We start from the raw sequence: 21,287 nt of genomic DNA on the forward strand, positions 1-21,287 counted from the left end.
CCTTTGCCCTTCATTTCTGGCGATAGGACCACGGACATCGCTGTAAACCCAATTTCCAAAATTAAAGAAAGAAGTGGAAAAGCTGATTCAGACTGGTAATAAATCGCAATAGATTTTAAGGAATGCACAATTTTAAGATAAAGAGCCAATGGCCCAAAAATAAAAGTCCCGCGGCAAAGCCAGCGGGACAACAGTTGCTTTAGATATAATCTATAATAAAATCATCTGAGTTTATCCTTTTTATCTGTGGATCAGGCTTTTGTTCCCCTGATCATCTCCTTTTTACCTGGAGGGCCGGGCAATGTTTCCACTGTAAGGCCTAAATCTGTCAAGTCCCTTTTGAGCTGTCCTTTGGCGCAATAGGTGACGAATACCGCTCCAGGACTCATGGCATCCACTACTTTTTTTAGCAGGTCTTTGGCCCATAATTCCGGTTGCTTGCTGGGGGCAAAGGCATCAAAGAACACCACATCGGTAGGATAAAGCTGTACTTCCTCCAAAGTGGTCTGGTCCTTTTTCATGTTAAAGTATTCGGTCAGCGCACCGCCTTCATTCCAGGGGGCTTTGTGAAGCCGTTGGAATTGTCCTTGGAAATGGCTTAAGTCCTCGTCAATGGAAGTATAGTTCAATTGGGTATAGATATCTTCCGAAACGGGAAAAGGCTCAATGGTATGATAAAGTAGGGGGATTTTGTTCTGCTCTGCCCAGACCAAAGACAGCCAGGCGTTTAGCCCAGTGCCAAAGCCTACTTCAAACACCCTGATGGGCTGCTTGTGCGGGTGGTGCATAAACCAATGGTCCAGGCCATAGAGGAAAAACACATGAATGGATTCCCGGTAGGCACCATGGAAGGAATGATAGGTTTCGTTCAGCTCAGGTACATAGAGTGAATGCGAACCGTCTTCTGTTTCGATGAGTTTGATTTCCCTTTTCATTTTAGCTGACTTTATAGATCAAAGCGACGCAATAAGCTGAAACTCCTTCCTGTCTGCCCACGAAACCGAGCTTTTCGGTGGTCGTGGCCTTGATGGAAATATTGCTTTCCGGAATGCCCATCACCTCTGACAGGCAGGATTTCATGCCGTCAATATGTGGATTTACTTTGGGCTGCTGAAGGCAAATAGTGGTGTCCAGGTTACCGATTTCATAGCCGATTTCCCGGACCATGTTCATTACGTCCTTTAACAGGATTTTACTGTCTATACCTTTGTACTGTGGGTCTTGGTCTGAAAAGTGATAGCCGATATCACGAAGATTGGCCGCACCGAGAATGGCATCACAGATGACGTGAATCAAAACATCGGCGTCCGAGTGTCCCACGGCTCCTTTGGAATGCTCCAGTTTGATGCCTCCAAGCCAGAATTCGTAGCCTTCCTGCAGCTGGTGCACATCGTATCCAAATCCAATTCTAAAATTATTCATGCGGTGAAGATAATAGTTTTCGGTCAGATTTTGGGCATAGGCCAAATCATGTCTTCACCAGAGCTGTGATAAAGAGGGACGGCATTGGACTTCTTCCTTACAGCTTGGGAGGGCTGCTTGAGGGAACTAATGTTTATTGCTTTTATAATAAAGCACAGAGGCGTTGTTGTCAGAAATGGTCTTTTTGGCCATGTCTGAAATCTGCCCTGCAGTAAGGGATGTTTTTCTGTCGTATTCTATTTGGTAAAGATCAGGACTCCCCAAGTGAGAGTAATAAGCCAAGTTCATGGCCCTGTTGATTAATTGGATGGATTCGTAGGTTTTCATGGCTTCCGTCTGGTTCTTAACTTTCTCCAGGGTCTCGTCCGTAATGGCCGTCTGAACAAATTCTGCGACTACCTCATCCAAGGCTTTTTCAGCTTCTTCAGCACATTGCCCTTTTTCCATCTTTCCGGTGAATACCATCAGTCCGGGGTCATAAGAGCCAAGCACATAGGCATTGCAAGAAGCGAAAATTGAGGTGTTTTTAACCAGTTTTTGCTCTAGGAGGGAAGACCTGCCAAAACCCAGAATATCTGTAATCAGGTCACATTCCAGATAGCCCGCTTCAAGTCTCCCGGGGACATGATAGGCTTTGTATAGGGCATCTGTGGGAACATCAGCACTGATGGTCCTGGTTCTTTTTTCCAGTTGGGGGGCTTCTTGGGGAATGATGGCCTTTTCTTTTTTGGACGAAGGGATAGGGCCAAACCACTTTTGCGCCATTTCCAGGATTTCCTCTCCGTCTACATCTCCGGCAATAACAAGAATGGCATTGTTAGGGGCGTAATGGTTTTGATAAAACTCCCTAATATCTTCTTCCAGATAGCCCTCTATGTCCGCAATTTCTTTACCAATGGTAGGCCATTGGTAAGGGTGGGTATGGTAACTCAGTGACCTTAGGTGATGCATGGCATCTCCATAGGGTTGATTGAGGTATCGCTGTTTAAATTCTTCGATGACCACTTTCCGCTGGGTCTCGATGGTTTTTTTGCTGAGGTTCAGCTGCAGCATCCTATCGGACTCCAGCCAAAATGCCGTCTCAATATTGGTCGCGGGAAGGGTAATATAGTAATTGGTGATGTCCGTGTTGGTAAAGGCATTACATTCCCCTCCTACACGTTCCAATGCCCCGTCGAAATTGGGGACATTTTTGGATCCTCCAAACATCAAATGCTCAAAATAATGGGCCAGTCCTGTCTTACCGAGTGCTTCATTTCTTGAGCCGACTTTATATATCATATTGGATACGGCCATTTTGGTGTTATGGTCCTCATGGACAATCACCTGCAGGCCATTATCTAAAATGTATCTTTCGTAGTTAATCATAGGTTAGTTTCGCAAGCCAAAAAGGCCCGATTCCCTAAGGAATGTTGGATATGGTTTTCAAAGTGTAAATGGCAAACCAACTGTCAATCAGCCTGTATCGACAGTTGGTTGGTGCAAAACTAATAAAAAGTAGCAAAAGGTAAGGGAAGAATTTTTTAAATCGACTCGCCTTTATAACCAGCAGCTTCCAAAGCCCCTTTGATGTCCTTTTCAGAGGCCTCCCCTTCAGCGGTCAAGATCCTGTCCGGATGGCTTAGATCTACTTTCCATTGCGTGTTTGGCAATTGGTTAAGCTGGGGAGTGACTGTTTCCACGCAGGCTTCACATTTGATATTGGTTTTGAGTTTGATCATTTTATTGGAATTTAAATGGATGAAATAATTAATTTTTTATGAATGGTTTATCCTTTCAGCCTCAGGCTATTGGTGACAACCGATACTGAGCTAAGGGCCATGGCCGCGCCTGCGATCATGGGGTTGAGTAAGAAGCCAAAGGCCGGGTAGAGCATGCCTGCGGCCAATGGAATCCCGATGATATTATAAATGAAGGCCCAAAAAAGGTTTTGCCGAATGGTTCTGACCGTTTTTTTGGTAAGGGTCAGCATGGCGGCCACCTGTTTTAGGTCCGAATGGATAAGGGTCACTTTGGCCACATCCATGGCGATATCGGTGCCTTTGCCCATGGCAATACTCAGGTCTGCGGTAGCCAAGGCCTCGCTGTCATTGATGCCGTCTCCGACCATGGCTACAACTTTTCCCTGGTCCTGCAAGGTTTTGATATAATTGGCTTTTTCAGACGGAAGCATATTGGCTGCCAATTGGTCAATGCCCACCTGATCCGCTATGGCCTTGGCGGTTTTTTCTTGGTCACCGGTCAGCATATGCACCGAAAGACCCATGGCTTGGAGTTGGGAAATGGCTTCTTTTGAGCTGGCTTTGATCTGGTCCGCTATGCTGATAATGGCGATGATTTGTTCATTTTTGGAGAAATAGATGACGATGTCTCCCTCCGCAAGACTGTTTTCTTCAAATTCCGTCATCCAATCAGCCGGTTGGATGCCCTTTGTCATCAGCCAGCTTTTTTTGCCTACTGCGTATAGAGCACCTTCGACAGTACAAGAGACTCCATTTCCCGTATGGGATTCGAAGTGGTCAATATCCGTTTTGGATAGCGCTTTTAAATGCTCCACGACGGAGGCTGCCAAGGGATGTTCACTTTTGGCTTCCAAGCTTCGCAAAACCTGCAGTTCCTTTTCCTGATGATCAATGAGCGGGCTAAACTGAATGGACTTCACACTAGGCGAACCCACCGTGATCGTACCTGTTTTGTCCAAAATAATGGTGTCTACCTTATGACCGGTTTCGAGGCTCTCAGCATCCCTGATCAGTATGCCCAAGGAAGCCCCTTTGCCTATGCCGGCCATGATGGCCGTAGGGGTGGCCAGCCCCAGTGCACAGGGACAGGCAATTACCAAAACCGTGACAAAGGCCAACATACCAAACAACCAGGAGTCCTCCATGCCGCTGAAGCCCCATATTAAAAAGGCCAATACCCCAATGCTGATGACCACGGGTACAAAGACGGCAGTTATCTTGTCCACCAATTTTTGGACGGGAGCCTTAGATCCCTGGGCTTCTTTGATCTTTTGGATAATTTGTGCAAGTAGGGTTTCGTCACCCGCCTGTTCCACGGAGAACAGGATACTGCCTTTTTGGTTGATGGTGCCGGCAAAAACCTTGTCTCCGGTTTTCTTCTCCACTGGGATGGGTTCCCCGGTCAGCATGCTTTCGTCCACGAATGTCCTGCCATCAGTGATTTTTCCGTCCAGGGGAATCTTTTGTCCGGGCTTTACCAGAATAATTTCACCTGGCCGGACCACGCTGGTTTTTTTGACGATTTCCTCTTGGTTGTGGAGCACAACAACCTCATTGGGCTGCAGGCCGATCAGCTTTTTAAGGGCCTCGCCTGTTCCTGCTTTTGCCCCTGATTCCAGCATCCTTCCCAAAAGGATGAAAAATACGATAACCGCAGCCGCCTCAAAATAAACGTGTGCTTCGATGCCTCTTTGGCCGAGCAAGTCCGGGAAAAAGGTGTTGAACGAGCTGTAAAAATAGGCAACTCCTGTACTGATGGCCACAAGGGTATCCATATTGGCCTTGCCGTGTTTTGCCTGACGGAAGGCATTGATGAAGAATTGTCTGCCAAAGATGAAGAGTACCGGGCTGCTCAAAGCCCACATGATGTAATTGGCGAAGGGAATATGCATCAAAAACATCCCGATGATAAAAACAGGCAGTGCCAATGCACCAGCGGCAAAAGTGTTTTTTCTTAAGCGCTGGTAGGCTTCCTTCTGGAGCTGTTCCAAGTCAAGGTCCTCAGTTTCTTCGATGATGATATCATAACCCGAATCCCTGATGGCCTTTTGGATGGCGTCAGGTTTGGCATCTTGGTCAAGTTCCAAGATGGCACTGTGGTTGGCAAAGTTGACACTCGCGGAATGAACGCCCTTTTGTTTAAGAAGGGTGCTTTCCACGCTGGTGGCACAGGCTGCACAGGTCATGCCTGTTACGGGCCATTCTTTTTTATTGTTGTTGCTCATTTTTTTCTGTCTTTCTTTCCAATAGAGGGCCGGAGGCCACCCTGAGTATTGAAAACAAATTTAATCCAATCAAGGGCTAAGCTGTTTACATAATTTTTGTTATGATTAAACAGCAGGCAGTGGCTTCTCCTTTTCTTTAAAAAATCCCGAACTTTAGCGCTCCGTTTAAAGTTTAACATCCTAAAGCCTTAATCAGCGAAGTAAAAAACCTTTTAAACTCATGTTGAAATCCACTGTTGAGCCAGAGTGTACCGGACAATTTTCACCCTTGTTTTTAGATTATATCCGACAAAAGGAAAACCTCAGGCCCTTTTACAATGCTTTCCCTACACTGGAAAATTTCCGGGATCTCATTGAAAAAAGGACCTTTGAGACTGAAAAACGAAAAGTCCTTGCAGCTGCTCTGAGAAGACAATATAAAGGCTATACGCTGAGTGAGGTGACAGAGAGACATCTGGAAAGGCTGGAAGGTGAAAAGACGTATACAGTGACCACCGGTCACCAGCTCAATTTATTTACCGGTCCATTATATTTTATTTACAAGATAGTTTCGACCATCAATCTTGCCGAAAAACTGCAGCAGGCCTATCCGGAACATCACTTTGTGCCTGTGTACTGGATGGCCTCTGAAGACCATGATTTTGACGAGATCAACTATTTCCATTACGAAGGGAAAAAGTACAGCTGGAATACCGATCAGCTGGGCGCTGTGGGGGATTTTGAGCTGGACGGGACCATGGAGGCTTTTTTAAGGGAGCTGGTTTTTGCCCCGGAGTTTTTCAAAAAGGCCTACAAGGAGCATAAGACATTGTCGGAGGCGGTAAGGTATTACGTGAATCACCTGTTTGGAGAAAAAGGTCTGGTCATTGTGGACGGACATGACAAGGCCTTAAAGGAAATCCTTAAGCCGGTGATCAAGGATGACCTGCTTACCAACAAGGCCAATGAGCTGGTCAACCAGCAAACACAAAAACTGGAATCTTTGGGCTATAAAAGCCAGATTTATCCCCGAGAAATCAATTTCTTTTATCTGGACAAGGGAATCCGTTCGAGAATTGTCAAATCAGGGGATGCATATGAAATACTGGACAACGGGAAGAAGTTTTCGGAAGAAGAAATGCTGCAATTGGTAGAGGAAAGGCCGGAGCTGTTCAGTCCCAATGTAGTGCTACGCCCACTGTACCAAGAATGTATTTTGCCCAATGTGGCCTATTTAGGAGGACCAGCGGAAGTAGTGTATTGGCTGCAGCTAAAGCCGGTGTTTGATCATTATGGGACAGACTACCCTATGGTCATGCCCCGTAACTTTGCTCTTATCAAGGATACCAAAGCTGGGAGAAAAGCCAAGGCGCTGGGCCTTTCGGATGAACAGTTGTTTGTGGATTATCAGGAATGGAAAAAAGAATATGTAAAGCAACAGTCAAGCCATGACCTGGAACTTAGCGAGCAGAAAAAGGCTTTGGCAGCTATATTTGAACAATTAGGGGAGGAAGCAGCGGAGATCGATCCCACCCTAAAGCAATCATCCGAATCGGCAAAAGTGCGGGCCATGAAGGTGCTGGAGCATTTTGGGAAGAAGTTGAGAAGAGGTGAGGAGCGGAACATGGAAACAGCGCTAAGGAGAATGGAAGAGCTCAAGTCCTTGCTTTTTCCAAGCGGTGTTCCACAGGAAAGGAAAAATAACTTTCTGGAATTTTTCTTGGCCGATGAGCAATTTATTCATGAACTTTATCCTTTGTTTGATCCGTTAGACTTTAGTTATATTATTTTAGAAAAGGATGAATAATAAGGCCTACCTTCGGAAGCTTTACAAGGAGAAAAGGGAGGGACTGGGAGCCAAGAAACGACAATTGTTTGCTGCCAAAATCAAAAAGGAGGTGGTGAGCTTTGTTTCCGCCCATAAGCGGTTCCAACACTTTCATATATTTCTTCCTATCGAAAGGTTAAATGAAATAGATACTTTTCCGATTGTAGCGTCACTTTTGGCTGATGGAAAGCAGGTTTATACTTCTGTGACAGATTTTTCTACGGGTGATTTGAGAACTGTAAAAATCAATCCTAACACCAAGTATATCAAAGATAAATGGGGGATTCCTGTGCCTGTCGAGCTGGAAGAAGCAGAATTAAAATCCATTGAAGTTGTTTTTATGCCACTTTTGGCATACGATTTGGCAGGGAATAGGGTAGGGTATGGCAAGGGATTTTATGACCGCTTTTTGAGGAAGCTGGATCAGGATGTCTATAAAATCGGGCTTTCCTATTTTGTGCCCGAGGTTTCTATAGAAGCGGAGGATCACGATATCCCTATGGACATTTGCATTTTGCCAAGTGGCATAATTGAATTTAAATAAACCATCTATTACACTAAATTAATTGTTATGATTAAAAAAGCGATTGTCGCCATTTTTGCTGTTGCAGTAATGGTGATCAGTAACCAGGCGCAGGCCCAATCCTATAGTACTGGAGTGGGTTTGAGAGCAGGGGTTACCAACGGACTCACAGTAAAACATTTTCTGACCAGCGAAGGGGCCATCGAGGGGATTTTGCATTCCCGGTGGAGGGGCTTGGTGATTACCGGCCTTTATGAGGTACACAAGGACATTCGTGAACTTAGAGGATTGAAATGGTTTTATGGGGGAGGAGCTCACCTAGGTACTTGGGGAAATAAGAGTAACCACCCATTTGATGAGGACAGGGATTACACGGTTTTTGGTATTGACGGCATTATCGGACTGGATTACAAGTTTGATGATGCGCCTGTGAATTTGTCCTTGGATTATAAGCCGGCATTTAACATTACCGATAATGTAGGCTGGTGGGGAGATGAAATCGCCCTATCCCTCAGGTTTACCTTCAATTAAATAGCTGAAAAGCAATAAAGGCAAATGTCTACGGACGTTTGCCTTTATTTTTTTGCCTAATCTCCTTTTAACTATAAAAATAAAACATGACAAACCCTATTTGGATCATGACTTCGGCTTTTGATCAGCTGAGTTTGGATGAAGTGATAAAAAAAGCAACGGAAACCGGTGTGCAGGGGCTGGACGTTTGCGTGTTCAGAAAAGACGGGACGCGAGATGATTTTGTGGCCACACACATGGATTATGACAATTTTTCTTTGGGCACGGCAAAGGAAACCTTGGAGAAATTTAATGCCGCCAGGTTGAGGCTTTCATTGGGGGCATTTGATAACTTGATCGGAGGGGATCCTGAGCAACGGATCAAGAACCAAGACCATTTGTTAAAGCTTATCCGCATGGCTCACCTGATGGGAGGCGATGTCAATGACGTGAAGGTGGGGACTTTTGTTGGGTACAACCATGAGTTGGGTAATCAGGAGAATGGTTTTGAGAAGAACCTGGAAGAGTACGCAAAGGTCTTCGGCCCTATTATCAAGTATGCAGAAGATCTTGGGGTTACCGTTCTTTACGAAAACTGTCCGATGGAAGGTTGGCGTTCAGCAGGGCATACAGGGACATTCAATAATCTGCCTGGGGTATTGGCTGCCAGAAAACTGATGTATGCCATGCTACCCAGTAAAGCGCATGGGGAAATATATGATCCCTCCCATGATATCTGGCAGCATACAGACCCTGTGGAGGTGATCATCAATACTGACATGGAAAGATTAAAGCGTATCCATGTTAAGTCTACCAGAAATAACCCAGACCCATTTTGGGGAAACATGTACCCTACCCAGCTGGTGGGCAAGGAGCTGGCAGACAAGGCGGGGGTTCCTACCGCCCAAAATGAGTGGGATAGGCACCATTATGAGGCGACTTTGCCTGGGTTTGGTGTAGGAGACAGTATGGATTGGAGGAAATTTATCAATGTGCTTCAGGAAAAAGGGTTTTCCGGTCCTTTTGAAATAGAAAACGAGGCGGGCCTTTCCAAAGGTACAGGCAATATGGCCGCCATTATGCAAGGGTATAAAGCCACGGTGTTGAACCTTGGTCCGTTGCTGTGGCCGCTAACGGAAAAAGGGTATCAATATCCTAAAGAAAGTTTTAAAGAGATGAAGGCTGTGGCAGGCAAGGATATTCCTGTGGTCACCATGGATGATTTGAAATAATGGCGTGAATAAATCTTGAAGGCATAAAAAAATAAAACCCCACTGCGGTGGGGTTGTTATTCCTAGGCGAGCTTTACAAAATATTTATTAAGTACTCCTAAATAAATTTTTGAAAAGGTCCTATAACACCAAACTTTGAACTCCTGAACCTCTGGGGGCGTCAACATATTGAGGCCCTTTCTTAACTCTTTCTCGAAAAGTTTCTTGTCAAAACTCACCTTGAGTAAAATGGTTTTAACATATTCTATCATGGCTCATTAATTTATTTTTTAATTGTTAAACAATCCTAAAATGCATACGACAAGTTTACTAATTTGTTGCGTTTAAAATATACTCGTTAATTTGCGTTTAAAATTAAGTAGCCTGTGTATCTTATGAAAAGAACGAAAATATATCTCAATCTAGTATTCCTGTGGACAATGTTGACATCTTTTTCGGTTGCGCAAGATGTTAAAATAGATTTAGGTCCAGCAGAATTAGGGTTGAATGAAACGTTCAGCATAAAAATAACAATTTCCGATGAAAAAATAAAGTCCTATGATCAGTTCCCTGATATTCCCGGTTTCCAAAAACAGGGGATTTCACAATCATCCTCGATGAACGTGATCAACGGACAAATGAGCAGCACAAACAGTATTGTACAATATTACAAACCCTTAAAGAAAGGAAAATTCACGTTGGCGGATTTTACACTTCAGATCAACGGAAGGTCAGTTTCCTCAAAAGGCATGGTCATATCGGTGACGGATGCCAAGCAAAACCAGCAGCGACCGCAAGCTTATGATCCCTTTGATGATTTTTTTGGGGGAGGTGAGACCAGGGAGCAGGAGTTTATCGAACTGGATGATGAGGCGTTTTTTTCTATGAGCGTGGATAAGGAGGAGATTTATTTGGGGGAAGGGTTTAATGTGAGCTTGGCCTTTTACATGTCCGAATCCAACCAGGCTCCCTTTGATTTCTATGAGCCGGGCAAGCAGCTGGAGGAGATCGTAAAAAAAATCAAACCCACCAATGCCTGGGAGGAAAATTTCAATATCACCAACATCCAGCCGGAGAGGGTGACCATTGACGGGAAAAACTGGACCAAATTTAAGGTGTATGAGTCTTCATTTTACCCTTTTAACGAGGGGGAAATCGAACTGCCCCAAATCGCCTGGGAAATGATCAAATACAAGGTGGCCAAGAACCCGACTTTCTTTGGTAATAACCGCCAGCAGGACTTCAAAACTTTCTATGCCAACGCCAAAACCATTAAGGTAAAGCCGCTTCCACCCCATCCCCTGAAAAATGAGGTAAGTGTGGGGGTGTTCAGGCTAAGGGAAAATTTTGACAGCAAAAAGGTGGAGACAGGAGAAGGAGTGACCTATGATTTCGGTATTGCCGGTGAAGGCAATATCAGTGCGGTCAAGCCGCCAAGGAAAAAGGATGCCGCTAAGCTGAACACCTATGACCCCAACGAAAGACAGCAGATCAACCGTGGAAGGGGCAGGGTGACAGGGATCAAGCAGTACGAATATTACCTCACGGTCAACCAACCCGGAGAGGTGGCTTTAAAGGACCATTTTGAATGGATCTATTTCAATACGGCAAAGGAAGCATATGACACTTTAAGGCCACAGGCCGTTCTTAATGTGGTCGGGGAAAGCAAGCTCAACCAGTCTATTTCATCCACCAGACTGGGAGGAATATACGATTTAATCGAACTTGAAGACAATAATCTTTTAAACCAACGATATAAGTATTATTTTTCGACTTTTATCAATTTATTACTGGTAGGCGCAGTGATTCTGCTGGTCATCCTGATTATGAAAAAGAAGTAATGGGCAATTCATTTGGAAAAGTATTTAAGATAAGCACCTTTGGTGAATCACACGGAAAAGGGCTGGGGGTAATAATAGACGGCTGTCCTGCGGGGCTCCCGATTGATGAGGAATTCATCCGTCAGGAACTGCAGAGAAGAAAGCCGGGACAATCAAAAATCACCACGCAGCGGAAGGAGGAAGATGAGTGCCAGATCCTATCCGGGGTTTTTGAGGGCAAAAGTACCGGAACACCGATTGCTATTGTCATCATGAATACGGACCAGAAGAGCAAGGACTATTCTCATATAGCCGATAAATACCGTCCTTCACATGCAGATTATACCTATCAGGAGAAATTTGGTGTTCGGGACTACCGGGGAGGAGGACGAAGCAGTGCCCGGGAGACCGCGGCAAGGGTAGCGGCAGGAGCCATTGCGAAGCTGTTTCTGAAACACCTCGGCATGGAGGTAAATGCCTATGTAAGTCAGGCAGGCCACATCAAACTTGATAAGCCTTATCAGGAACTGGATTTTGCTGAAACTGAAAAGAATATCGTTCGGTGCCCTGATCCAAAAGTGGCCGAAGATATGATCGAGTATATCGACGAGATCAGAAAGAACCGGGACACTGTGGGTGGAGTAGTGAGCTGTGTGGTCAAGAATGCACCCGTAGGTTTGGGAGAGCCCGTCTTCGACCGTCTGCATGCCGAATTGGGTAAGGCCATGTTGAGCATCAATGCGGTGAAAGGGTTTGAATATGGCAGTGGCTTCGAGGGAGTAAGCATGAGAGGTTCTGAGCACAATGATGCCTTCTATATGGAGGACGAAAAGGTCCGTACCAAAACCAACCATTCCGGAGGGATCCAAGGCGGTATTTCCAATGGGGAGGACATTTATTTCCGCGTGGCTTTCAAACCAGTGGCCACCATTATGCAGGATCAGGAGAGTGTGAATGAGGGCGGCGAAACAGTGACCGTCTCAGGAAAAGGGAGACACGATCCTTGTGTGGTTCCGAGAGCCGTACCGATCGTAGAAGCCATGGCGGCTTTGGTGCTGGCAGATTTCTTATTATTGAGGCGATTGAATAAATTGGAGGCCTAAGAATAAAAAACCAAATATAATGTTGAGAAGAATACCGCTCCACACACAGATAATTATTGGCCTCATACTTGGATTGATTGTGGGGCTGGTCGTCATCAAGACCTCCCTTTCGCCTGATTTTATATTGGATTATATAAAGCCGATAGGTACTATTTTCATCAATGCCTTGAAGATGATCGCCGTGCCTCTGGTGCTGGCTTCTTTGATCGTAGGGGTGTCCAATTTAGGGGACATCTCCAAGCTGAGCAGGATAGGTGGAAAAACCATCGGTACCTATATGGTCACTACGGTAATTGCCGTGTCGCTGGGCTTGCTACTGGTCAATGTGTTCAAGCCGGGTAAAAGTTTGCCGGAGGAAACAAGGGAAAACCTGATCAGCCTGTACGATGATGTGGTAGGTGACAAAACCAACCAAGCGGAGGAACTGCAAGAGCAAAGCCCCTTGAAGCCTTTGGTGGATATCGTGCCAGAGAATGTGTTTCAGGCTGCCACGGATAATGGAAGTATGCTGCAGGTGGTGTTCTTTGCGATTATTGTAGGGATTGCCCTGCTGGAGATTCCCAAATCCAAGGCCAGTCCGGTGATCGCTTTCTTCGATGGCTTAAATGATGTGATCATCAAAATCGTGGGCTACATCATGCTTATCGCTCCTTATGGAGTGTTTGCCCTGATGGCTTCCCTGATCGTAGAAATTGCCGGGGACAACCCTAACTCAGCAGTTGAATTATTACTGGCCTTACTGAAATATAGTTTGGTGGTAATTGGCGGACTTTTTGCTATGATTCTGTTGATATATCCGACCATCCTGAAGCTGTTTACCAAGGTGAAGTACAAGGACTTCTTCCAGGCTTTGCGCCCGGCACAGTTATTGGCCTTTTCTACCAGCTCAAGTTCGGCGACCCTGCCTGTAACGATGAAGCAGGTAGAGGAAGAACTGAAGGTTTCTGAAGAGGTGAGCAGTTTTGTGCTTCCATTAGGGGCGACCATCAATATGGACGGTACCTGTCTTTATCAGGGCGTGGCCGCTGTATTTATTGCCCAGGCTTTGGGGATGGACCTGAGCCTCACCCAACAGTTAATGATTGTGTTGACGGCTACTTTGGCGTCCATTGGAACTGCTGGTGTGCCCGGTGCAGGATTGATCATGTTGTTGATCGTTCTCGAATCGATAGGGGTACCTTCTGCCGGACTTGCCCTTATCCTGGCCCCCGATAGGATCCTGGATATGTTCAGGACGGTGGTAAACGTTACCGGAGATGCCACAGTATGTACAGTGGTGGCAAGTACAGAAGGGGAGCTGCCTGAAAAGCTGATCCGGGAGTCAAATCCCTTAACAGCAGTAGAACAATAAATTTTGGCAGATAAGGAACTAATAGCCCTGTTTGCTGTTTGAAATGCTAGAAAGCTAAAAATAAAAACCATGTTACAAGCGCAGAAAAAGCCGGTACATATTTATATGGAAGCCAATCCCAACCCAAATTCATTGAAATTTGTGGTGAACTTTATGCTTACAGATGAGGGGGTGAGCTTTGACTATCCTGATGAAAAGAGTACGGAAAATTCTCCTTTGGCCAAGGAGCTGTTCAACTTTGCCGCCGTGGAGAGGGTGTTTATTACTTCCAACTTTGTGACGGTTACAAAATCCGAAGAGGTGGAATGGCCGGAAATCCAAGACCATATCCGTGAGCATATCAAGCAATACCTGGAAGCAGGTAAGCCTGCGGTCAATGTCGTTTTGGACAAGGATCCTCTGTTTGATGAGAATGATAGTGAGACCGTGAAGAAGATCAAAGGGATTCTCGATGAATATATCCGTCCGGCAGTGGAGCAGGATGGAGGAGCCATTATTTTCCATAGTTTCCATGAAGGAACGGTGAAAGTACTGCTGCAGGGAGCCTGTTCGGGATGCCCTTCCAGTACCGTAACGCTTAAAGCAGGAATTGAAAACCTTCTTACCCGAATGCTTCCTGATGAAGTGACATCAGTAGAAGCTGAAGGAATTTAATAAAGCATCAAAACTAAAGGTTATCCGTTATTGTGGATGACCTTTTTTGTATCAAATTTACCATTTAAGCGTTATAGTCAAAGCTTATGAAAAATTGGACGTGGGCGGTATTGGGGCTGGTATGTTTGATCCTCCGTTTTTTTTCTATCCGTTATCCGGATAGTACAGAGCAGTTATATTCCCGTAATTTTTTCCCGGTTATCCGTAACGTTATTGACAACAGCCTGGCCCGACTTCCTTTTCCTACCGTTTATCTTTTCTTTTTTGGAATCCTCGTGGCAGGGAGCCTGTTTTTTTGGCGAATAAGGTTTAACAAAGGCTGGAAGGCCAAGTTATTCTTTGGGACGAGAAGTGTCTTCAATTTTGCAGGCTTTTTGGTGTTTTTCTTCTTGGTGCTATGGGGCTTTAACTATCAAAGGGTACCGATCTTTGAACAGTTGGGTTTGAAGCCCAAAGCCTTGGAGAAAGAGGTACTGCTAAAGGAAATGGAACTCACCCGGAATATCCTGCATCAGGTCAGGCCTTATATTACCGAAGATACCTTGGCCATCGGCAATACCATTTCCTATCAGGAACTGGAAGATGTGGTGAGGAGCAATATCCGTGAAAATCTGTACCTGATGGGCTTGAATTTTACAGGAAACCCACGAACCAAAGAACTCTACCCGGCAGGATTGCTGCGCAAGTTGGGGATTTTGGGTATTTATTTTCCTTTTGTGGGCGAGAGCTATATTGATCCAGCTTTGCACCCTTTGGAAAAGCCGTTTACCATAGCCCATGAAATGGCCCATAGTTATGGGGTGACCAACGAAGGTGAAGCCAATTTTATTGGTTGGGCGATCTGTGCGCACAGTGATAATCCCTTATTGCAATATTCGGCCCAGCTCCGTTTATTAAGTTACCAAATGAAAGACCTTTACAAGCTGGATACTGCTGCCTATAGAGTGTTTTTAAAGACCTTGGACAAGGGAGTGAAAAATGACTTCTACGATATTTCTGAAAATCACCGTCAAATTGAACCCATTTCCCTAGAGCTAAGCAGAAGGTCCAATGATCTTTTTCTAAAGTCTCAAGGGGTGAAAGCAGGGGTTCAGAGTTATGCCCAGCTGCCTATGTTGGCCTATGCCTGGAGGAATAGATTACGGGAATAAGCATCTTTTTGTTGGGAGGATTAACTCTCCTGACAAATCCCGACCAGTTTGAGACTTCACCTACAGCATAGGTCCGGTTACTGACGGGAAGGAGCCTTCTTGAGGGGGAAGTTGTAAGGGGGCATCCATCTTCATTATGTTGAATAAAGGTTGGTTTCTTGAAGTGAGAGATTATTTTTGGGAGAATTTAAACGGATAGAATGGTATTAAGCGCTGAAAATATTTTACTAATAGGAGCACTTTTGTTGATAGCCAGTATTTTGGCCAGCAAGACCGCTGGGAGGGCGGGTATCCCGGTTTTACTGCTGTTTTTAGGCATAGGGATGTTGGCCGGCTCCGATGGCATTGGGGGCATTGCATTTGATGATCCCCAGATTGCACAGTCTCTGGGAGTAGTGTCGCTTGCGTATATCCTTTTCTCGGGAGGTCTTGATACCAAATGGAAAAGCATCAAACCTGTATTAGGCCCGGGTCTGGCCCTGTCTACCTTAGGGGTGTTGCTGACCGCCCTCTCGGTGGGGGGATTTGCCTATTGGCTGGGGAACTTTAGCTTTATGGAGAGCTTGTTGTTGGGGGCCATTGTTTCTTCTACCGATGCAGCAGCTGTTTTTTCCATCTTAAGGACCAAGAGCATAGGGCTAAAGGGGCAGCTCAGGCCTCTGTTGGAGTTGGAGTCCGGTAGCAATGATCCTATGGCCTATTTCCTGACCATTGGCCTGACTTCTTTGATAAGCATCCAAGGCTTTACTTTTTCAAGTTTGTTGCCAGTATTTGGTCTTCAGATGCTGGTAGGGGGATTGGGCGGCTTCTTGCTTGGAAAGGGCACCGTGTTGCTTTTTAATAAAATCCAGCTGGAATATGAAGGCCTGTATCCAGTACTTATGCTGGCATTGGTGATGTTTATTTATGGAGTACTGGATAAATTGGGAGGGAATGGATTCCTGGGAGTCTATATCGCGGCCGTTACCATTGGGAACGGCAAAATGATCCATAAGAAAAGCATGATCAAGTTTTTTGATGGGATTGCCTGGTTGATGCAGATCATCATGTTCATTACTTTAGGGCTCCTGGTGTTTCCGAGTCAGGTGATTCCCGTCATGGGCGTTGGTTTTATTGTGGCCATTTTTCTGATACTCGTCGCCAGACCCTTGGGGGTTTTTGCTTCCCTGTCATTATTTAAGTTTAATCTAAGAGATAAGCTGTTCATCAGCTGGGTAGGTTTGAGAGGGGCAGTGCCCATCGTATTTGCCACATTTCCTTTGATTGCAGGGGTAGAAAGTGCCAAGATGATCTTCAATGTGGTCTTTTTTATTGTGTTGACATCGGTGGCTTTACAGGCAACCACGCTCTCTTTTGTGGCTAAACTGCTGAAATTGGCGGTGCCGGAGGGGTTGAAAAAGAAATCACTATTGGACTTGGAACTTTCCGATAGTTTCAAGAATGCCTTAATCGAAATAGAAATTCCCAACGGCTCCTCCATTCATGGGAAGAGAATTGTAGAATTGGGCTTTCCGAATACCTCCCTGATTGTGCTGATCAATAGGGAAGAGAAGTTCATTACCCCAAATGGGCATACGGAAATCGCCTCGGGAGATAAATTAATGGTCATGATGAACTCTGAGGATGAGGGGGAAAAGGTGAAAGAAGCACTGGGCCTAAACTGAGTTGGGCCCGATCCATTTTTTCTTTTTTTTGTTGCCGACCCATACTCCAAGGATGACCGCTATCATGCCGATATAGTGCCCATACAGCAGCGCCTCTCCGTCAAGTAATCCCCACGCAATGGCGACTATGGGAATGAGGTAAGTGACCATGCTGGCAAACATCGGGGTGGCGATTTTGACCAGGCCGTTGAAAATGATCAGGGCGATGGCCGTTCCGAGGACACCCAGAATGGTCAGGTAAAAAGCGGCCAGGAGGGCCCCTTCTTTATAGGCGATTTTGTAGGAAAAGTCCGTGCCTGCCATCAAATACAGCAGGGCTGCGGGAAGCACCAATAGCAATGAGATGGCGGTGATTTCAACCGGCTTGAGTTCTACAAACCAGTGCTTGATGATGTTCAGGTTGATGCCATAGCATAAGGTGGCGAGGATGACAAAGAAAGCATAGGCGTTGATAGCGGTAAGGCTGCTAAGGCCTGCACCTTCTTTTACGCCTATCAGGATAAGCACCCCGATAAAGGCCAGGATGAGTCCCCAAATATTTCTTCCAGTGACTTTTGATCCGAAAAAAAGCGCACCGATAATCACTACAAAAAGTGGGGTAAGGGCATTGAGGACGCCTGTGATGGAACTGCTAAGTTGGGTCTGGGCTTTGGCAAAGAGAAAGGCCGGGATAAAGCTGCCCACCAGACCGGCGACGATCAGGTTGGATAGTTGTTTTCTGTTGAGCTTTTTAAGTTTGGGCAGGGAGAGGGGCAAGAGAAACAAGGCGGCAGAAACGATCCTGTAGGCGCCGACCTCTCCAGGGGAAAAAACGGTCAGTCCCTTTTTGATCAAAATAAAGGAACTTCCCCAGATCAGGGAAAGTAAAGCCAAAAGCAGCCAGCTTTTCAAAGTAGAGTCTCCAGCTTGTTTTGAAGTCATTAATTTAGGGTTTATAAAGATTATAAAAGTAAAATTATAGTTTCTGAAGAAACTTTTCAGGTAACAATTGATGGAGAAAGAAGGTTGCATCAAAAAAGAAAAAGGTTGACCTAGGGCCAACCTTTCATTATACCTGTTTACCTGATTTTTATTATCCTCCTACAAACTGGTAATCCGCAAAATCCACTGCCACCTGATCCAACAGTGCGGCGACTTCATCATAGGTGTCAGCGGTAACCATCTGAGTACGGTAGGGCTTGAAATTCGGCATGCCACGGAAGTAATTGGTGTAATGCCGTCTCATTTCCAAGATGCCCAGCTTTTCACCTTTCCATTTTACCGAGAAGTCCAGGTGCTTTTTGGTAACCTTGATCCTTTCTTCCAGGTCCGGTGCGGCGAGTTTTTCTCCAGTTTCAAAGAAATGCTTGATTTCATTGAATATCCAAGGGTAGCCAATGGCTGCACGGCCAATCATCATGCCGTCCACACCAAAGCGGTTCCTATAATCCAGGGCCCTTTCAGGACTGTCAATGTCACCGTTGCCGAACAAAGGGATATGGATCCTTGGGTTTTCCTTGATTTTGGCCAGGTAAGTCCAATCTGCTTCTCCTTTGTACATCTGCTTCCGGGTCCGGGCATGGACACTGATGGCCTGAATGCCCACATCCTGCAGTCTTTCCACCACTTCCACGATCCGAATGGTATTGCTGTCCCAGCCCAGACGGGTTTTTACGGTCACAGGAATTTTAACTGCTTTGACAATTTCGGCAGTCATGGCCACCATCTTGTCGATATCCAAGAGGATACCGGCTCCCGCGCCTTTGCAGGCCACCTTGTTTACCGGGCAGCCATAATTGATGTCCAGAATGTCCGGTCCGGCAGCCTCAGCTATAGCCGCTGCTTCCCGCATCGAGTCGATCTCATTGCCGAAAATCTGAATACCGATAGGTCGTTCATACTCGAAAATATCCAGTTTCTGCACGCTTTTGGCTGCGTCACGGATAAGGCCTTCTGAACTGATGAATTCAGTATACATCAAATCTGCACCATTTTCCTTACAGACGGCCCTGAATGGCGGATCACTGACATCCTCCATTGGTGCCAACAGTAAGGGAAATTCCCCTAAGCTTAAGTTTCCTATTTTTACCACGACTGATTTATAATTTTCCCGTAAATTTACCCCAATTATGGAGATTTATGAAACCCAAAGCCAAATTGCTTCAAAACACAACTGGTTATTGTCTCTGGTTGTCCTTTTATTGATCACATTTGGCGTACTTGCACTTACTCAAGGAATTGCGCTTGTCCTTATCCCCTTTCTGTTTGGTATTCCCTATGATAATATCCTCCCGCTGTTTGAAGGTGAATTGGACCATCCCAGTGGGAGATTGGCCCTGCTGTTTCTTCAAGGATTAGGAGGAGGCCTGGCCTTTTTATTGGCCGGTTACCTTTTTGCCAAAGTGGTGGAAAAGGCAAGTCTGGGATGGGAACAACAATTTAACCGGGTAAAGTTCAATAGCTTGCTGCTGATTTTTCCATTATTGTTCGGGTTTATTCTTTTTGATGCGGTGATCGTGGAGTGGAATATGAACCTTGAGCTGCCCTCCTTTATGCAGGGGTTTGAACTCTACGCCAAAAGCATGGAGGAGAAGGCCATGGAGCTTACAAAGTACCTCACTGATTTTGAAGGGGCAGGGGAGTTTATGATGGGGCTGCTGGTGATTGGTGTATTGGCGGGGATTGGCGAGGAATATTTCTTTAGAGGAGTGCTTCAGGCAAAAATGCACCGTTATACAGGCAATGCCCATTGGGGGATTTGGATATCGGCATTTATCTTTTCTGCTATTCACTTTCAGTTTTATGGCTTTTTTCCGCGGATGTTTTTGGGAGCCTTATTTGGGTACTTATATTTATTTTCCGGGAGCTTGATTTATCCCATGATGGGGCACGTGTTAAACAATTCCTTTACCTTGATCATGGTTTATTTGAGTAAACTGGGAATGGTGAATTTCAGTATTGAGGAAGCCGATGATTTTTCTTGGTACTCAGTGGTGATCGGCCTACTGGTTTTCATTGTTTGCATGCGGCTTTTTATTTCCCAAAACAGAAATATCACTTCACATGGAAAAATGGCTGAAGGTATTTGAGAGTGAGATCCTCATAAGAGCGGAGATTGTTAAAGGAGTGCTGCAGGAGCATGATATTCCTGCTGTGGTGCTCAACAAGAAAGAATCGGTTTATCAAATTCATGGCAGCTATCAGGTGATGGTGGCTCCCGAAAATGCCCTTGCGGCAATTAACATAATTAAGAATGAGATCTCGTTTTAATATATCCAATTATAGTGAACTTGGCCAACGTATAATTACGGCTGTAATCGGTGCTGGAGCTATAATTGGGGGGTGTATTTACAGTGAATGGACCTATTTTATGATTTTTGGGGTGATTCTTGCCTTTTCCCAGATGGAGTTTTATAAGCTATCGGGGCTGGACGGGATGTTTCCCCTGAAATCTTTCGGGACCTTCCTGGGCCTGATGATTTTCATCATGTCTTTTTTGGTCGAAATGCAGCATATGCCAGATAAGTATTACTTTCTGATATTTCCGATGGTATCCCTTATTTTCTTTATTAAATTGTATAGAAAATCGGACAGGAAGCCGTTTACGGGGATAGCATTTACCTTTTTGGGGATATTTTATGTTGCCATTCCCTTTAGTTTGCTGAATATGGCGGCCTTTTCGGTGGATGGCTCTTTCCATTATGAAGTGATCGTGGGCTCTCTGTTTATACTTTGGGCCAGTGATACCGGAGCCTATTTTGCCGGAACAAAATTCGGTAAGACGAAGTTGTTTGAAAGAGTGTCGCCCAAGAAGTCTTGGGAGGGCAGCTTGGGAGGGGCTGTGGCAGCCATCATTACGGCTTATGTTTTGAGTATGTATTTTACGGTAATACCTTCCTGGAAGTGGTTTTGTATAGGAGGTATTATCATTATCGCCGGCACTTACGGTGATCTTATTGAGTCATTGTTCAAGAGAAGTATAGCAATTAAAGACTCAGGAAAAGGATTGCCGGGGCACGGAGGATTTATGGATCGTTTTGACGGATTGTTATTGTCGGCCCCTTTTATTGCGGCTTTTTTGAAAATATTTTAAAAATCGCCCCGATAAATTTGTAGATCGTATAA

Annotated in this window: 21 protein-coding genes; 13 read left to right on the forward strand and 8 right to left on the reverse strand. The window is 45.3% G+C overall.

Annotated elements, in window-relative coordinates; translation table 11 throughout:
* Positions 1–251: 251 nt before the first annotated feature.
* The 5 genes from mnmC2 to ACYVAA_RS08350 form a co-directional block, all read right to left on the reverse strand.
* Positions 252–935: a tRNA (5-methylaminomethyl-2-thiouridine)(34)-methyltransferase MnmD gene (mnmC2, locus tag ACYVAA_RS08330; RefSeq protein WP_460540435.1), complete on the reverse strand. Its 684-nt coding sequence runs from the start codon at positions 933–935 to the stop codon at positions 252–254.
* A gap of 1 nt (position 936) precedes the next feature.
* On the reverse strand, positions 937–1,422 hold the full coding sequence (gene ispF / locus ACYVAA_RS08335; RefSeq protein ID WP_460540437.1) for a 2-C-methyl-D-erythritol 2,4-cyclodiphosphate synthase: 486 nt from the start codon (positions 1,420–1,422) through the stop codon (positions 937–939).
* 126 nt (positions 1,423–1,548) lie between these two features.
* Positions 1,549–2,790 carry a M16 family metallopeptidase gene (locus tag ACYVAA_RS08340; RefSeq protein WP_460540439.1) on the reverse strand — a complete coding sequence of 414 codons (1,242 nt, stop codon included), beginning with the start codon at positions 2,788–2,790 and terminating at the stop codon, positions 1,549–1,551.
* A 155-nt stretch (positions 2,791–2,945) separates the two neighbouring features.
* Entirely contained in the window at positions 2,946–3,143 is a 198-nt protein-coding gene (locus ACYVAA_RS08345) for a heavy-metal-associated domain-containing protein (RefSeq protein ID WP_460540442.1), read from the reverse strand.
* A 47-nt stretch (positions 3,144–3,190) separates the two neighbouring features.
* Positions 3,191–5,389, reverse strand: coding sequence for a heavy metal translocating P-type ATPase (locus ACYVAA_RS08350; RefSeq protein ID WP_460540445.1), 2,199 nt, complete (start codon positions 5,387–5,389; stop codon positions 3,191–3,193).
* Positions 5,390–5,609: 220 nt separating this feature from the next.
* Between ACYVAA_RS08350 and bshC the strand changes: the two genes are divergently transcribed.
* From bshC to ACYVAA_RS08370, 4 genes are all read left to right on the forward strand, one after another.
* Positions 5,610–7,175, forward strand: a complete 1,566-nt coding sequence (gene bshC, locus ACYVAA_RS08355) for a bacillithiol biosynthesis cysteine-adding enzyme BshC (protein WP_460540447.1) — start codon at positions 5,610–5,612, stop codon at positions 7,173–7,175.
* The gene (locus ACYVAA_RS08360) at positions 7,168–7,740 is read left to right on the forward strand and encodes a 5-formyltetrahydrofolate cyclo-ligase (protein WP_460540449.1); all 573 of its coding nucleotides are present in this window, start codon (positions 7,168–7,170) and stop codon (positions 7,738–7,740) included. The genes bshC and ACYVAA_RS08360 overlap by 8 nt, the downstream gene beginning before the upstream one ends.
* A 27-nt stretch (positions 7,741–7,767) precedes the next feature.
* Positions 7,768–8,250: a hypothetical protein gene (locus ACYVAA_RS08365; RefSeq protein WP_460540451.1), complete on the forward strand. Its 483-nt coding sequence runs from the start codon at positions 7,768–7,770 to the stop codon at positions 8,248–8,250.
* An 86-nt stretch (positions 8,251–8,336) separates the two neighbouring features.
* A complete protein-coding gene (locus ACYVAA_RS08370; RefSeq protein WP_460540453.1) occupies positions 8,337–9,461 on the forward strand; it encodes a sugar phosphate isomerase/epimerase family protein in 1,125 nt (374 codons plus the stop codon).
* 62 nt (positions 9,462–9,523) lie between these two features.
* On the opposite strand, the gene ACYVAA_RS08375 is transcribed toward ACYVAA_RS08370, so the two are convergent.
* Positions 9,524–9,712 carry a hypothetical protein gene (locus ACYVAA_RS08375; RefSeq protein WP_460540455.1) on the reverse strand — a complete coding sequence of 63 codons (189 nt, stop codon included), beginning with the start codon at positions 9,710–9,712 and terminating at the stop codon, positions 9,524–9,526.
* 123 nt (positions 9,713–9,835) lie between these two features.
* Between ACYVAA_RS08375 and ACYVAA_RS08380 the strand changes: the two genes are divergently transcribed.
* The 6 genes from ACYVAA_RS08380 (at position 9,836) to ACYVAA_RS08405 (ending at position 17,183) form a co-directional block, all read left to right on the forward strand.
* A complete protein-coding gene (locus ACYVAA_RS08380; protein WP_460540457.1) occupies positions 9,836–11,281 on the forward strand; it encodes a BatD family protein in 1,446 nt (481 codons plus the stop codon).
* Positions 11,281–12,363, forward strand: coding sequence for a chorismate synthase (gene aroC / locus ACYVAA_RS08385; protein ID WP_460540459.1), 1,083 nt, complete (start codon positions 11,281–11,283; stop codon positions 12,361–12,363). The genes ACYVAA_RS08380 and aroC overlap by 1 nt, the downstream gene beginning before the upstream one ends.
* A 19-nt stretch (positions 12,364–12,382) precedes the next feature.
* Positions 12,383–13,714 carry a dicarboxylate/amino acid:cation symporter gene (locus tag ACYVAA_RS08390; RefSeq protein ID WP_460540461.1) on the forward strand — a complete coding sequence of 444 codons (1,332 nt, stop codon included), beginning with the start codon at positions 12,383–12,385 and terminating at the stop codon, positions 13,712–13,714.
* Between the two features lie 69 nt (positions 13,715–13,783).
* Positions 13,784–14,368, forward strand: coding sequence for a NifU family protein (locus tag ACYVAA_RS08395; RefSeq protein ID WP_460540463.1), 585 nt, complete (start codon positions 13,784–13,786; stop codon positions 14,366–14,368).
* Positions 14,369–14,454: 86 nt separating this feature from the next.
* Positions 14,455–15,519, forward strand: coding sequence for a DUF3810 domain-containing protein (locus ACYVAA_RS08400; RefSeq protein ID WP_460540464.1), 1,065 nt, complete (start codon positions 14,455–14,457; stop codon positions 15,517–15,519).
* 200 nt (positions 15,520–15,719) lie between these two features.
* On the forward strand, positions 15,720–17,183 hold the full coding sequence (locus ACYVAA_RS08405) for a potassium/proton antiporter (protein ID WP_460540467.1): 1,464 nt from the start codon (positions 15,720–15,722) through the stop codon (positions 17,181–17,183).
* Here ACYVAA_RS08405 and ACYVAA_RS08410 read toward each other — a convergent pair.
* Both ACYVAA_RS08410 and dusB read right to left on the reverse strand, forming a co-directional pair.
* Entirely contained in the window at positions 17,175–18,104 is a 930-nt protein-coding gene (locus ACYVAA_RS08410; RefSeq protein ID WP_460540469.1) for a DMT family transporter, read from the reverse strand. The two genes, ACYVAA_RS08405 and ACYVAA_RS08410, sit on opposite strands and share 9 nt — an antisense overlap.
* A 151-nt stretch (positions 18,105–18,255) precedes the next feature.
* Complete coding sequence (gene dusB, locus ACYVAA_RS08415; protein ID WP_460540471.1) at positions 18,256–19,254, reverse strand: tRNA dihydrouridine synthase DusB; 999 nt, start codon at positions 19,252–19,254, stop codon at positions 18,256–18,258.
* Positions 19,255–19,291: 37 nt separating this feature from the next.
* Between dusB and ACYVAA_RS08420 the strand changes: the two genes are divergently transcribed.
* Genes ACYVAA_RS08420 through ACYVAA_RS08430 form a run of 3 tightly spaced genes read left to right on the forward strand, consistent with a single transcriptional unit; the run spans position 19,292 to position 21,255 of the window.
* A complete protein-coding gene (locus ACYVAA_RS08420) occupies positions 19,292–20,251 on the forward strand; it encodes a CPBP family intramembrane glutamic endopeptidase (RefSeq protein ID WP_460540473.1) in 960 nt (319 codons plus the stop codon).
* On the forward strand, positions 20,226–20,432 hold the full coding sequence (locus ACYVAA_RS08425) for a putative signal transducing protein (protein ID WP_460540475.1): 207 nt from the start codon (positions 20,226–20,228) through the stop codon (positions 20,430–20,432). The genes ACYVAA_RS08420 and ACYVAA_RS08425 overlap by 26 nt, the downstream gene beginning before the upstream one ends.
* Positions 20,416–21,255: a phosphatidate cytidylyltransferase gene (locus tag ACYVAA_RS08430; RefSeq protein WP_460540477.1), complete on the forward strand. Its 840-nt coding sequence runs from the start codon at positions 20,416–20,418 to the stop codon at positions 21,253–21,255. The genes ACYVAA_RS08425 and ACYVAA_RS08430 overlap by 17 nt, the downstream gene beginning before the upstream one ends.
* Positions 21,256–21,287: the final 32 nt, after the last annotated feature.

The organism is Echinicola sediminis, from assembly GCF_054777495.1.